The sequence below is a fragment of the Pseudomonas sp. H1_D05 genome (assembly GCF_054682705.1).
This window is the reverse complement of sequence record NZ_CP162825.1, coordinates 3,370,930-3,383,137: the sequence shown is the minus strand read 5'-3', so window position 1 is coordinate 3,383,137 and position 12,208 is coordinate 3,370,930. Positions and strand designations below refer to the sequence as shown.

14 protein-coding genes are annotated in these 12,208 nt (G+C 59.0%); 5 read left to right on the top strand and 9 right to left on the bottom strand.

Annotation, left to right across the window (positions count from 1 at the left end; all coding sequences use genetic code 11):
* Nucleotides 1-176: 176 nt before the first annotated feature.
* Entirely contained in the window at nucleotides 177-794 is a 618-nt protein-coding gene (locus AB4O11_RS15240) for an Ig-like domain-containing protein (RefSeq protein WP_460127355.1), read from the top strand.
* A gap of 28 nt (nucleotides 795-822) precedes the next feature.
* Here the strand turns inward: AB4O11_RS15240 and yiaY are convergent, their stop codons facing one another.
* A complete protein-coding gene (gene yiaY / locus AB4O11_RS15235) occupies nucleotides 823-1,971 on the bottom strand; it encodes an L-threonine dehydrogenase (RefSeq protein ID WP_460090086.1) in 1,149 nt (382 codons plus the stop codon).
* A 153-nt stretch (nucleotides 1,972-2,124) separates the two neighbouring features.
* Between yiaY and AB4O11_RS15230 the strand changes: the two genes are divergently transcribed.
* On the top strand, nucleotides 2,125-3,144 hold the full coding sequence (locus tag AB4O11_RS15230; RefSeq protein ID WP_460127353.1) for a DUF4917 family protein: 1,020 nt from the start codon (nucleotides 2,125-2,127) through the stop codon (nucleotides 3,142-3,144).
* 99 nt (nucleotides 3,145-3,243) lie between these two features.
* Here AB4O11_RS15230 and AB4O11_RS15225 read toward each other — a convergent pair whose 3' ends face one another.
* The gene (locus AB4O11_RS15225; RefSeq protein ID WP_460127351.1) at nucleotides 3,244-3,786 is read right to left on the bottom strand and encodes a helix-turn-helix domain-containing protein; all 543 of its coding nucleotides are present in this window, start codon (nucleotides 3,784-3,786) and stop codon (nucleotides 3,244-3,246) included.
* A gap of 106 nt (nucleotides 3,787-3,892) precedes the next feature.
* Between AB4O11_RS15225 and AB4O11_RS15220 the strand changes: the two genes are divergently transcribed.
* Nucleotides 3,893-4,675: an aldolase gene (locus AB4O11_RS15220; RefSeq protein ID WP_460127349.1), complete on the top strand. Its 783-nt coding sequence runs from the start codon at nucleotides 3,893-3,895 to the stop codon at nucleotides 4,673-4,675.
* A 22-nt stretch (nucleotides 4,676-4,697) separates the two neighbouring features.
* Entirely contained in the window at nucleotides 4,698-5,579 is an 882-nt protein-coding gene (locus AB4O11_RS15215; RefSeq protein WP_460127347.1) for a dihydrodipicolinate synthase family protein, read from the top strand.
* Nucleotides 5,580-5,720: 141 nt separating this feature from the next.
* Here the strand turns inward: AB4O11_RS15215 and AB4O11_RS15210 are convergent, their stop codons facing one another.
* From AB4O11_RS15210 to AB4O11_RS15200, 3 genes are all read right to left on the bottom strand, one after another.
* Nucleotides 5,721-6,065 (bottom strand): YegP family protein, encoded by a 345-nt coding sequence (locus AB4O11_RS15210; protein WP_460127345.1) that lies wholly within the window; start codon nucleotides 6,063-6,065, stop codon nucleotides 5,721-5,723.
* A gap of 183 nt (nucleotides 6,066-6,248) precedes the next feature.
* Nucleotides 6,249-6,554 carry a ribbon-helix-helix domain-containing protein gene (locus AB4O11_RS15205; protein WP_099758220.1) on the bottom strand — a complete coding sequence of 102 codons (306 nt, stop codon included), beginning with the start codon at nucleotides 6,552-6,554 and terminating at the stop codon, nucleotides 6,249-6,251.
* Nucleotides 6,555-6,567: 13 nt separating this feature from the next.
* On the bottom strand, nucleotides 6,568-7,149 hold the full coding sequence (locus AB4O11_RS15200) for a DJ-1/PfpI family protein (RefSeq protein ID WP_460127343.1): 582 nt from the start codon (nucleotides 7,147-7,149) through the stop codon (nucleotides 6,568-6,570).
* Between the two features lie 279 nt (nucleotides 7,150-7,428).
* Here AB4O11_RS15200 and AB4O11_RS15195 point away from each other — a divergent pair, with 279 nt between their 5' ends.
* Nucleotides 7,429-8,334, top strand: coding sequence for a DMT family transporter (locus tag AB4O11_RS15195; protein ID WP_077571479.1), 906 nt, complete (start codon nucleotides 7,429-7,431; stop codon nucleotides 8,332-8,334).
* Nucleotides 8,335-8,399: 65 nt separating this feature from the next.
* Here AB4O11_RS15195 and AB4O11_RS15190 read toward each other — a convergent pair whose 3' ends face one another.
* The 4 genes from AB4O11_RS15190 to AB4O11_RS15175 all read right to left on the bottom strand — a co-directional run bounded on the left by AB4O11_RS15190 (nucleotide 8,400) and on the right by AB4O11_RS15175 (nucleotide 11,982).
* Nucleotides 8,400-9,617 carry a class I SAM-dependent methyltransferase gene (locus tag AB4O11_RS15190; protein WP_320337413.1) on the bottom strand — a complete coding sequence of 406 codons (1,218 nt, stop codon included), beginning with the start codon at nucleotides 9,615-9,617 and terminating at the stop codon, nucleotides 8,400-8,402.
* Nucleotides 9,618-9,953: 336 nt separating this feature from the next.
* A complete protein-coding gene (locus AB4O11_RS15185; protein ID WP_116254496.1) occupies nucleotides 9,954-10,571 on the bottom strand; it encodes a TPM domain-containing protein in 618 nt (205 codons plus the stop codon).
* Nucleotides 10,572-10,604: 33 nt separating this feature from the next.
* Nucleotides 10,605-11,360, bottom strand: coding sequence for a TPM domain-containing protein (locus AB4O11_RS15180; RefSeq protein ID WP_186623745.1), 756 nt, complete (start codon nucleotides 11,358-11,360; stop codon nucleotides 10,605-10,607).
* Between the two features lie 13 nt (nucleotides 11,361-11,373).
* The gene (locus AB4O11_RS15175) at nucleotides 11,374-11,982 is read right to left on the bottom strand and encodes a LemA family protein (protein ID WP_093438567.1); all 609 of its coding nucleotides are present in this window, start codon (nucleotides 11,980-11,982) and stop codon (nucleotides 11,374-11,376) included.
* Nucleotides 11,983-12,208 lie beyond the last annotated feature (226 nt).

Genomic DNA, 12,208 nt, shown 5'->3' with positions numbered 1-12,208 from the left:
AGCATTCGATCCGAAGCAGCCACACCAGACAACTGACAGAAATGACAGTTTTTTAGAAGAAAACGAAATTACTGATCAAGTAAAAAAGGCTAAAAAACTGGTAGTTCTTACAGGTTCAAAACGCAACCGGTCATGCCAGCCTCTCGATTCAAGTTCAGCCTGAAACGAGAAGAACAATGAGCACTCCCGACAAGCCCAATACGCAACCTGTCCCGCCCCCAACCATCACGTACCCCGAAGAGGGCCAGAAAACGGGAGTTGCAACACTGTTTCTCGGCAGCGGTATACCGGGTGCGCTGGTGCAGGTCTGGAACATTGAAAATACGCATTCACTCGGTGCAGGACAGGTCAGTGCAAATGGACGATGGGCGTTCAGCATCAGCGGTGCCCAGTCGACGGGTCAGCACGGGGTTCGCGCCCACCAGACATGGGAAGGCATCAAGTCAGACTGGAGTGACGAACGCAGGTATACCGTGCTACTGCAGCCAGCAATCGACGTCCCGGTAATTGTCGAACCAAAAGAGGGAGCACAGGTAAGCGCTGTTCCGGTCTTTTCCGGAAATGTCACAAAAGCTGAAGGCTTCGTTAGCATTATCGATCTGGACACCGGCGAGATGATTGCCAAAGCCGACGTCGACTCCCTCAAGCAATGGAGTAAACAGATTACAAAACCCTTACCTCCCGGACCGCACCGGATATCTGCCATTCACAACATCAACGGGAATTTGTCCGACTGGGTCCGTGTTCGTAAGTTTACGGTGATCGCTAAAGGCAAGGGCAAGGGCAAAACCTGACCTTCAAGAATTAACCCTGCCGCGCCCATCAAAACGCGTTGCGAAAAATCTCCTCGATCTGGCGCTGATCCGCCGCCCGAGGATTGGTCAAACCGCAGGCGTCTTTCAGGGCATTGGTGGCGAGCACCGGAATGTCACTGAGCTTGGCGCCGAGTTCACGCAAGCCTCCGGGAATCTCGACATCTTTGGCCAGGCAGCGGATCGCGTTGATCGCCGCCTGCGCGCCCTCTTCGGCACTGAAACCGCGAATATCCGCACCCATGGCGTGGGCCACATCGGTCAGCCGCTCGGCACACACCAGCGCATTGAAGGTCTGCACGTGGGGCAGCAGCACGGCGTTACACACGCCATGGGGCAAGTCGTAGAAACCGCCCAACTGATGCGCCATCGCATGCACGTAACCGAGCGAGGCATTGTTGAAGGCCATGCCGGCGAGGAACTGCGCGTAAGCCATGTTTTCCCGCGCGGCGAGATCACCGCCGTCGCGCACGGCCAGGCGCAGGTTGTTGCTGATCAGGGTCATGGCCTTCAGCGCACAGGCGTCGGTGATCGGGTTGGCGGCGGTCGAGACATAAGCCTCGATGGCGTGGGTCAGCGCATCCATGCCAGTGGCGGCGGTCAGGCCTTTGGGCATGGCGAGCATCAACGCCGGGTCGTTGACCGACAGCAGCGGCGTGACATTACGGTCGACGATGGCCATTTTCACGTGGCGCGATTCGTCGGTGATGATGCAGAAGCGGGTCATTTCGCTGGCGGTGCCGGCGGTGGTATTGATCGCGATCAGCGGCAGTTGCGGCTTGCTCGATTGGTCGACGCCTTCGTAATCGCGGATCTGCCCGCCATTGGTCGCGCACAGGGCAATGCCTTTGGCGCAGTCGTGCGGCGAACCGCCGCCCAGCGACACGACGAAATCGCAGCGACTTTCCTTGAGCAACCCCAGACCCGACTCGACATTGGCGATGCTCGGGTTCGGTTTGGCGCCGTCGAAAATCACCGAGTCGATGTCCTGCATCGCCAGCTTCTCGGCGATCATGGTCGCCACGCCGGCCTTGGCCAAACCTGTGTCAGTGACGATCAGCGCCTTGCGAAAACCGTAGTTGCGGATCGCGACCATGGCCTCGTCGAGGCAGCCGCTGCCCATGATGTTGACCGCCGGAATGAAAAAGGTGCTGCTCATCGTGCATCTCCTGACTGAGGCCGAATCGACTGCGCCGATCCGGCGGATGCACACAGGATCGACCGATCGGTCACGACCGATGTTGATCTGGCTCAATGCCCGCTCGTGATAAAGTCGCCGCCCATCAGCCCTTTGTTTTGAGACGCCTGTGCAATGACCGATTTTCTGGATGTCGACGCCACTCTCGAAGACTGGAACGCCTTGCGCGCCACCAGCGACTTCAACGGCCTGCTGGTGGGCAATGGCGCCAGTCGTGCGGTGTGGGATGACTTCGGCTATGACTCGCTGTTCGAAAACGCCCGAACCGTCGAGGAGAAACCACTCAGCCCGTCGGAACTGGCGGTGTTCGACGCCATGCAAACGCGCAGTTTCGAGCAGGTACTCGGCGCACTGAAAACCACCAGCCGGGTCAATAAGGCGTTGGCCGTCAGCTCGGCGGCACCGCGCAATCGCTACTACGCGATCAAGGAAGCGCTGATCAACACCGTGCACGCCGTACACATTCCGTGGCGACGGGTGAAGCCTTCGACGCTGGCGACGGTGAACGAAGAACTGGCGCGCTATCGCACCGTGTTCACCACCAATTACGACCTGCTCAACTACTGGGCACTGCAACACAACAGCGCGGCCATTGACGATCTGTTCAACGGCGCCAGCGCGAGTTTTGATCTGAGCGAAACTGCCACCGACAAACCGCGCTTGTTGTACCTGCACGGTGGTCTGCATCTGGTGCGCAATCAGGACGGCACCGCGCGCAAGCTGACCTCAACCGAGGGCACGCTGCTCGGCAGCTTCGCAATCAACAACACGCTCAAGACGCTGGATGACGTGCCGCTGTTCGTCACCGAAGGGCCGAGTGCGGACAAACTCAAGACCATTCGCAGCTCGGATTATCTGTCGTTCTGTTATCAGCAGTTATTGGGGCATGGCGGCAGTTTGTGTATCTTTGGCCATGCGTTGGGTGAGCAGGATGCGCACATCGTGCGGGCGTTGCGCCTGGCGAAACCGAAGGTGGTGGCGATCTCGATTTATCCGCGCAGTGCGGCGTTTGTTCAGCATCAGAAGCGGCATTACGCGCAGGTGTTTGAGGGCACGGGTGTGGAGTTGCGGTTTTTTGATGCCAAGAGCCATGCGCTCGGCAATCCGAAGTTGTCGGTGCCGGTCGAGGTTTGATGTAGACCGCGCCGACGCCTTCGCGAGCAAGCTCGCTCCCACATTGGAACGCGGACTACTGTGGGAGCGAGCTTGCTCGCGAAGCTTTTAGCTGACACCTCATTCTTCAGTGCTGTGCACCACCACCAGCAACTGCGCCTGCACCTCCCCCACCGAGCGGATCCGGTGCGGTTTGTGTGCATTGAAGTGCAGCGCATCACCGCGTTCCAGCAGCACCTTTTCGTTCATGAAATCCACTTCGACCTGCCCTTCGTGGACGAACAGAAACTCTTCGCCCAAATGCTCCTTGAACGTTTTGTCAGTGAACTCGCTCGGCGGGTAGATGATGAACGGCAGCAGACTGCGCTCGCTGACCTGATGGGCCAACACGGCGTACCCGGGACTCTGGTCATTCGCCGCCAGTGACTGGCGCTCATGGCTGCGCACCAGGCTGTAGCTGTCGAGGCTGACGCTGTCTTCGGAGAACAACTCCTCGACTTTGACGTTCAGCGCTTTCGCCAGTTTCAACGCGGCAGCAATTGACGGCGTGTTGAGCCCACGTTCGACTTTGGACAGATAACTCTTGGTCATGCCGGATTTTTCGGCCAATGCCTCAAGGGTTACGCCAAGTTTTTTTCTCAATAATTTCAAACGGATAGACATGCGCAGCAGTTATTCCATGGAGGAAGCGACGATTCGTGCTTGCTAATGACACTTTGTGTCATATAGCATCTTTCGTGTCATTTGCAATCACCCAAAGGACACAGACATGGCCAAGACATTAGCACTACCCAAAGACCAACTGGTCAAGCAAGCGCTGACCCAGATGCAAAAAAGCCTGGCGGATAATACGTGGACGGACCGGCAAAAGCTGGCCCTGACCTGCCGGATCCTCTTCGAGAACGGTCACGACTCCGGTCTGGCCGGACAAATTACCGCCCGTGGGCCTCAGCCCGGCACCTATTACACGCAGCAACTGGGGCTGGGTTTCGACGAAATCACCGCGAGTAATCTGCTGCTGGTCAACGAGGATCTGGAAGTCCTCGAAGGCCACGGCATGGCCAACCCGGCCAACCGTTTCCACAGCTGGGTGTACCGCGCCCGGCCGGACGTGAACTGCATCATCCACACCCACCCGACCCACGTTGCCGCGTTGTCGATGCTCGAAGTGCCGCTGCAGATTTCCCACATGGACCTGTGCCCGCTGTACGACGACTGCGCGTTTCTCGAAGGCTGGCCGGGTGTGCCGGTGGGCAACGAAGAAGGTGAGCTGATTGCCGGCGCGCTGGGCGACAAACGCGCGATTGTGCTTTCGCACCACGGTCAACTGTCGACCGGCACAACGATTGAAGAGGCCTATGTCATCGCCCAACTGATCGAGCGCGCGGCAAAACTGCAACTGCTGGCGATGGCGGCCGGTACGATCAAGCCGATCATTCCCGAACTGGGTCGCGAAGCCCATGACTGGATCGCCAAGCCGAAACGCCACGCCGCCGCCTTCAACTATTACGCCCGGCAGAACCTGCGCCAACACGCCGATTGCCTGAACTGAAATCTGTTACGGAGAGATTCCCATGTCCACTATTCACGGCATCATCGGCTACACCATCACCCCGTTCGGCGCCAACGGCGAAGGGCTGGACCTGCCAGCGCTCGGTCAATCGATCGATCGCCTGATCGACAGCGGCGTCCACGCCATCGCGCCGTTGGGCAGCACTGGCGAAGGCGCTTATCTGAGCGATGCGGAGTGGGATCAGGTTGCCGAGTTCAGCATCAAGCACGTCGCCAAACGGGTGCCAACCATCGTCAGCGTCTCTGACCTGACCACCGCCAAAGCCGTGCGCCGCGCACGTTTCGCCGAAGGTCACGGTGCCGATGTGGTAATGGTGCTGCCGGCTTCGTACTGGAAGCTCACCGAGGCGGAAATCTTCGCTCACTACCGCGCTATTGGCGAGCGCATCGGCGTGCCGATCATGCTCTACAACAACCCGGCCACCAGCGGCACTGACATGTCGGTGGAGCTGATTTTGCGCATCGTCAAAGGCGTGGAAAACGTGACCATGGTCAAGGAGAGCACCGGCGATATTCAGCGCATGCACAAACTGCAACTGCTTGGCGAAGGTCAGGTGCCGTTCTACAACGGCTGCAATCCGCTGGCACTGGAAGCGTTTGCGGCCGGGGCGAAAGGCTGGTGCACGGCGGCGCCGAACTTGATCCCGCAGTTGAATCTGGACTTGTACGAGGCCGCCATGGCCGGTGATCTGGATCGCGCGCGGGATTTGTTTTACCGCCAGTTGCCGCTGCTGGATTTCATCCTCAAGGGTGGCTTGCCGGCGACGATCAAGGCAGGGTTGCGGCAGACCGGGCTTGAAGTGGGCGATCCGCGCTTGCCGGTGTTTCCGCTGAGTGAAGCGGGCCAGACTCAGTTGCAAACGATCCTGAAGACCCTGCGCTGATCTCACTGCAATATACAAATACCTGTGGGAGCGAGCTTGCTCGCGAAGGCGTCAGTTCAGTCAACATTGATGTTGAGTAAACGACCGCTTTCGCGAGCAAGCTCGCTCCCACAGGGGATTTTGGTGGATTTGAAAGTGAGGTCAGAGCACCGGCAAGGTCTTGTCCTTAATCACTTTGCTCGGTCCGTTCGCCTTCACACTGGCAATGCCTTTATCGCACGCCGCCTCCGACGAATACGATTCACTGCTGCCGATAATCTGATGATTGGCCGCTTTCAGGTTGAAGTACGGATGGCCGTCCTTCGTCGACTTCTTCTCATAGCGCTCCTCAAACGGGCTGTTGGTTTGCACCGAAGCGATGCCGCCGTCGGCCGCAGCGCGAGTGGTGTACAGCTCGCTGGTCAGAATCGTTTCGGCATTCGCCGCTTTCAGCACGAACCTGAACTGGCCGTTGCTGCTTTTACTGATTTCGTACCATCCGGACATGCGCGTTTCTCCTTGGCGATTGAGAGGTTTGGCGCTTCAGAGTAAAGACCAGTCCTGAATATCTGTCGCTTGGACCGGCCCTTTCGCGAGCAAGCTCGCTCCCACATTGGAGCGCATTCCAGTTGCAGAACGCGCTCGAAAGTGGGAGCGAGCCTGCTCGCGAATGAGGCAGCTCGGTGCCGGCTATTTCACCACCGCCCGCACCACCGACAACTCCGGCGCATTCACCCGCCGCTGACTCAGATAGCGCGTACAACTCACCCGCAGGAACGAGGCAAAATTCACAACTTCCCCGCGATAATCCATCACCTCTTCATACAGCTTGGCGATCAGTTGGTTAGTGGTCATGCCGTCGACCTCGGCGATTTCGCTGAGGATGTCCCAGAACTGATTCTCCAGGCGCAACGTCGTCACCACACCGCAGATGCGCAGCGAACGCGAGCGTGATTCGTAGAGAATCGGGTCAGCCTTGACGTAGAGCTCGCACATCGGCGGATCCTCGTTACAGGGTGATTTTGGTGCCGAGCAAGCCGAGGAAACCGGCCAGCCAGCTCGGATGCGCCGGCCATGCCGGGGCTGTGGCCAGATTGCCTTGAACGTGGCCGTCCGTCACCGGGATATCGATGTACGTGCCGCCCGCCAGTCGCACTTCCGGCGCGCAGGCCGGATAGGCGCTGCATTCGCGGCCTTCAAGTACACCCGCCGCTGCAAGCAATTGCGCGCCGTGACAGACGGCGGCAATCGGTTTGCCGGCCTTGTCGAAGGCGCGCACCAGATCGAGGACTTTTTCGTTGAGGCGCAAGTATTCCGGGGCACGACCACCGGGGATCAGCAGCGCGTCGTAATCGGCCTCGCTGACCTTGGCGAAATCGAAGTTGAGCGCGAACAGGTGACCGGGCTTTTCGCTGTAGGTCTGATCGCCTTCAAAGTCATGGATCGCAGTGCGCACGGTTTTACCGGCAACCTTGTCCGGGCACACGGCGTGGACGGTGTGACCAACCATTTGCAGGGCCTGGAACGGCACCATCACTTCGTAGTCTTCGACGTAATCGCCGACCAGCATCAGGATCTTTTTCGCGGCCATGGGGAGGACTCCTCTGGAGGACATGCTTGGGAGTATTCAAGGTAGACCTTATCCGGAGGCTCGGGTAACAACCGGCTACTACCTCAGACCGTGTCATCGTTCTTCGCGAGCAAGCTCGCTCCCACATTTGGAATGCATTCTCCTGTGGGAGCGAGCTTGCTCGCGAAGGGGCCCTGAAACTGTACGCCTAAGTCCGTGCCTAGCTGTAACACCCCGAAATTCGCAGATTATGGCTAGATGAGGACACTTTCCAATGCCCTACGATTCTGGTCCCCCATCATGTCCTCGCGCGAAAACACCGGCATGGCCCTCGGCCTGCTCGGCGTGGTGATCTTCAGCCTTACCCTGCCCTTCACCCGCATCGTGGTGCAGGAACTGCATCCGCTGCTCAACGGTTTGGGGCGTGCGCTGTTCGCGGCGATTCCAGCGGCGTTGCTGCTTTTGTGGCGGCGCGAGAAATGGCCGACGTGGCAGCAAGTCAAAGGCCTGAGCCTGGTGATCGCCGGGGTGATTCTGGGTTTTCCGGTGTTGTCGGCTTGGGCCATGCAGACATTGCCGGCGTCCCACGGTGCGCTGGTCAATGGGCTGCAACCTTTGTGCGTGGCGCTGTACGCCGCGTGGCTGTCCCACGAACGTCCGTCAAAAGCCTTCTGGGCCTGCGCGGCGCTGGGCAGTGCATTGGTGCTCGGATATGCGCTGTACACCGGTGCCGGCAGTATTCAGGCGGGTGATCTGTTGATGCTCGGCGCGATTGCCGTCGGTGGTCTGGGCTATGCCGAGGGCGGCCGGTTGGCCAAGGAGATGGGCGGCTGGCAGGTGATCTGCTGGGCGCTGGTGCTGTCGACGCCGTTGTTGATCGGGCCGGTGCTGTATCTGGCCCTGCAACATCAGGGCGCGGTGTCGGCCAAGGCCTGGTGGGCGTTCGGGTATGTGGCGTTGTTTTCGCAGTTTCTTGGGTTTTTCGCGTGGTACGCAGGGCTGGCCATGGGCGGGATCGCCCGGGTCAGTCAGATCCAGTTATTGCAGATTTTCTTCACCATCGCGTTTTCGGCGCTGTTCTTTGGTGAACATGTCGAGCCGATTACCTGGGTGTTTGCCTGCGGTGTCATCGCCACGGTCATGCTCGGCCGCAAAACCGCGGTGAAATCAAATGTGGGAGCGAGCCTGCTCGCGAAGGGTCCGTAACAGCCAACATCATTGTTGAATGTCAGTCCGCCTTCGCGAGCAGGCTCGCTCCCACAGGGTCAGTGTCAAGCCAGGTAACCATCCGCGCGCAGCAGGGTTTCCAGGCAGTGCTCGCTGATGTTGTAGAAGTCTTTCAACTCCTGAATCTTCACCAACAACTGCGCCGGGTCCACCGGCTCGGCGCGCTTCACCGCCAGAATCATTTTGTTTTTGTTGGTGTGATCCAGCGAGATGAATTCGAACACCTTGGTCTCGTAACCGCAGGCCTCAAGGAACAGCGCGCGCAAGCTGTCGGTGACCATTTCCGCCTGCTGCCCCAGGTGCAAACCATATTGCAGCATCGGCTTGAGCAACGCTGGACTCTGGATCTGCAGGCGGATCTGTTTGTGGCAGCACGGCGAGCACATGATGATCGACGCGCCGGAACGGATGCCGGTGTGGATCGCGTAATCGGTAGCGATGTCGCAGGCATGCAGGGCGATCATCACGTCCAGTTCGCTCGGCGCCACGCTGCGCACGTCACCGCACTTGAACACCAGCCCCGGGTGATCGAGTTTCGCAGCAGCGGCGTTGCACAGGTTGACCATTTCCTCACGCAACTCGACGCCGGTGACCTCGCCCTCGGCCTTCAAGGTGTTGCGCAGGTAATCGTGAATGGCGAACGTCAGATAGCCCTTGCCCGAACCGAAATCTGCCACCCGCACCGGTTTGTCCAGCGCCAGCGGCGACGAGGTCAGGGCATGGCTGAACACTTCGATGAACTTGTTGATCTGCTTCCACTTGCGTGACATCGCCGGGATCAGCTCATGTTGCGCATTGGTTACGCCCAGATCCTTGAGGAACGGTCGGCTCAACTCGAGGAAGCGATTTTTCTCGCGGTTGTGCTCAGCGGACGGTGCTTCGCGCAATTGCTGAGGTTTGCTCTTGAACAGCGAGCTCTTGCCCTTTTTGCTGTATTCGAGCTGGGCTTCATCAGTGACTGCGAGTAAATGCGCATTTTTGAAAGAGACCGGCAACAGCTCGGCAATCGCCGCCACGCCGTCAGCCAAGGGCAGATTCTTGGTGATGTCGCGGGTTTTGTAGCGATAGACGAACGACAGATTCGGCTGCGCCTTGACCGTCACCGGTTTGATGATGACTCGCTGCAGATCCACTTCTTCGCCGACGTATTTGGCCAGCACCAGTTTGATGAAGCCGTTCTGTTCGAGGCTGGCTTGCAGCAGCTCGATGAACTGGGCGTGGTGATCGGGCGCAGGCTTGATGGACGGGGCAGTAACGGACATGAAAAAGCGGCCTCGGACGGGCGGAATCGGGAATGGCGGGTATTTTAGGGGGGATGGGGGTTGGGGACACGCTCTTATTTACCGAACGGTTGGTTAAAGCGGCCCTCACCCTAGCCCTCTCCCGGAGGGAGAGGGGACTGACCGAGGTGTTTTCACGAGTTACACCGACCTGAAAAACCGAGCCGAACTCAGGTATTAACAGCATCAAATCAAACGATCATCTGTTAATCCATAATCGACTCGGTTTTTCAGGTCGATGTCGAGCGCAAGACACCTCGGTCGGCCCCCTCTCCCTCCGGGAGAGGGCTGGGGTGAGGGGCTTTGGCTTTTAGGCTATCAGGCCAACACCACCAACCGATTCGGCAACTCATTCCTCACCTGCGTCACCGGCACATGCACCTTCAGCAATTCCCCACACGCCTCGATACACGTCACAAATCCCTCCAGCGTGCGCCCCTGCCTGACCTGCTCGGTAAACGCCGCGACAATCGCATCCCAACTCTTGTTATCCAGCCGTTTGGAAATCCCCTCATCCACCAGAATCTCCACATAACGCTCAGCTTCACACACAAAAATCAGCATTCCCGTGCTGCCCACGGTGTGGTGCAGGTTCTGCTCTAGAAACTGCCGCCGCGCCAGATTCGAGGCGCGCCAGTGGCGCACGCGACGCGGGATCAAATGAGTGGTGATTTTCGGCAAACGAAACAGCAGACACAGCACGATAAACGCGCCCCACTGCACCAACAGCAGACTGCGCAGGGTCAGCCAGCCGGTCAGGTAGTGCACGACGCCCGGCACCACCAGTGCCAACAGGCTCGCCCACAGCAGCGGGATGTACGCGTAGTCATCAGCGCGCGCGGCCAGCACCGTCACCAGTTCGGCGTCGGTGTCGCGCTCGACCCGGGCAATCGCCTCGGCGACTTTGCGTTGTTCGTGTTCGGTCAGTAGTGCCATGTTGAAAAGTGCCTGCTCATTATTCTTCTGATATCACCAGCCGCCGGACGAACCACCGCCGCCGAAACTGCCCCCGCCGCCGCTGAAGCCTCCACCTCCACCGCCGCCGCCAAATCCGCCACCACCGCCGAAGCCGCCCCCTCCTCCAGAGCCGCCCCGGCCGGCAGGCAGGATACCGAGCATCTGGCAGACAAACACCGTCAGGATGAACAACATCACCAAAAACACGAACAATCCCGGATGCCGCGAGATGAAATCATCGGACGGATCACCGGTGGACTCATACACCGTCGACGGTTCATCGAGCGGATTGCCACCCAGCACCACCAGCATCGCCGCCACGCCGTCGCTGATGCCTTTGCTGAAATTGCCGCTCTTGAACGCGGGCGTGATGACTTGATGGATGATCACTGAAGTCTGCGCATCGGTCAGCCGATCCTCCAGGCCATAACCGACTTCGATGCGCAGTTTGCGCTCGTCACGGGCAACGATCAGCAGCGCGCCGTTGTTCTTGTCCTTTTGACCAATCGCCCAATGACGCCCGAGTTGAACGCCAAAGTCCTCGATGGTCGTGCCTTGCAGATCCGGCAGCGTGACCACGACCAACTGCTCGCCGGTCGCCTGTTCGTGGGCCTGCAACTGCTGGGTCAGTTGCGTGCGCACCGACGGCTCGAGCATCTGCGCTTCGTCCACCACCCGCCCGCTCAGCGCCGGGAACATCAACTCGGCCCGGGCGCTGACGGCGAACAGCCACAGCATCAGCACCAGGCCCATTTTCAACACACGCATGGACAACCTCGAATCAGAATTTCACTTCCGGGGCCTTTTCCGCGCCGGGCGTGGTGGCTTCGAAGGTTTCGCGGATCGGCAGATCGCTGTACATCACGCTGTGCCAGAGGCGACCGGGGAAGGTGCGAATCTCGGTGTTGTATTTCTGCACCGCCAGAATGAAATCGCGGCGAGCCACGGCAATGCGGTTTTCCGTGCCTTCCAGCTGCGATTGCAGGGCGAGGAAGTTCTGGTTGGCCTTCAGATCCGGATAGCGCTCTGAAACCACCATCAAGCGGCTCAATGCACCGGTCAGTTGGTCCTGCGCCTGCTGGAATTGCTTGAGTTTCTCGGGATTGTCGAGGGTGCTGGCGTCGACCTGAATCGAGGTCGCTTTCGCCCGCGCTTCAATCACTGCCGTGAGGGTTTCCTCTTCATGCTTGGCATAACCCTTCACCGTTTCCACCAGGTTGGGGATCAGGTCGGCGCGGCGCTGGTACTGGTTCTGCACCTGGCCCCACGCAGCTTTGGCCTGTTCGTCGAGGGTTGGGATATTGTTGATGCCGCACGCGGTCAACAGCGTGGCCAGCACCAGCAGTGTGGCGACCTGCAAACGCGAGCGATTGGTTGGGCTTACATTCATCGCAGTGATGCTCCTTGGCACATATCATTATAAAAACCGAGCGCGAAACATTCTCAGCGGGCTCTTGGGGCATAATCGGCCGCGTCGCTGGATTACGACGGGGCAATGGGCTAAAAAGTGCCCTGCGTGATCATGCGGCCAAGTGTCGGCTGCCGTTTTTTGGCTCTGTTTCTTTGAGCCTGTACCCGAACAACAATAGTCGCTCCCTAAATTTTGGCTGGCCGGC

What these genes read in the sequence shown, in the direction of transcription:
- AB4O11_RS15230 (WP_460127353.1), top strand. Translation starts at nt 2,125, where the DNA reads ATGACCGATTTTCTGGATGTCGACGCCACTCTCGAAGACTGGAACGCC.
- AB4O11_RS15190 (WP_320337413.1), bottom strand. Translation starts at nt 9,617, where the DNA reads ATGTCCGTTACTGCCCCGTCCATCAAGCCTGCGCCCGATCACCACGCC.
- AB4O11_RS15205 (WP_099758220.1), bottom strand. Translation starts at nt 6,554, where the DNA reads ATGTGCGAGCTCTACGTCAAGGCTGACCCGATTCTCTACGAATCACGC.
- AB4O11_RS15210 (WP_460127345.1), bottom strand. Translation starts at nt 6,065, where the DNA reads ATGTCCGGATGGTACGAAATCAGTAAAAGCAGCAACGGCCAGTTCAGG.
- AB4O11_RS15195 (WP_077571479.1), top strand. Translation starts at nt 7,429, where the DNA reads ATGTCCTCGCGCGAAAACACCGGCATGGCCCTCGGCCTGCTCGGCGTG.
- AB4O11_RS15220 (WP_460127349.1), top strand. Translation starts at nt 3,893, where the DNA reads ATGGCCAAGACATTAGCACTACCCAAAGACCAACTGGTCAAGCAAGCG.
- AB4O11_RS15180 (WP_186623745.1), bottom strand. Translation starts at nt 11,360, where the DNA reads ATGCGTGTGTTGAAAATGGGCCTGGTGCTGATGCTGTGGCTGTTCGCC.
- AB4O11_RS15225 (WP_460127351.1), bottom strand. Translation starts at nt 3,786, where the DNA reads ATGTCTATCCGTTTGAAATTATTGAGAAAAAAACTTGGCGTAACCCTT.
- AB4O11_RS15240 (WP_460127355.1), top strand. Translation starts at nt 177, where the DNA reads ATGAGCACTCCCGACAAGCCCAATACGCAACCTGTCCCGCCCCCAACC.
- AB4O11_RS15175 (WP_093438567.1), bottom strand. Translation starts at nt 11,982, where the DNA reads ATGAATGTAAGCCCAACCAATCGCTCGCGTTTGCAGGTCGCCACACTG.
- AB4O11_RS15185 (WP_116254496.1), bottom strand. Translation starts at nt 10,571, where the DNA reads ATGGCACTACTGACCGAACACGAACAACGCAAAGTCGCCGAGGCGATT.
- yiaY (WP_460090086.1), bottom strand. Translation starts at nt 1,971, where the DNA reads ATGAGCAGCACCTTTTTCATTCCGGCGGTCAACATCATGGGCAGCGGC.
- AB4O11_RS15200 (WP_460127343.1), bottom strand. Translation starts at nt 7,149, where the DNA reads ATGGCCGCGAAAAAGATCCTGATGCTGGTCGGCGATTACGTCGAAGAC.
- AB4O11_RS15215 (WP_460127347.1), top strand. Translation starts at nt 4,698, where the DNA reads ATGTCCACTATTCACGGCATCATCGGCTACACCATCACCCCGTTCGGC.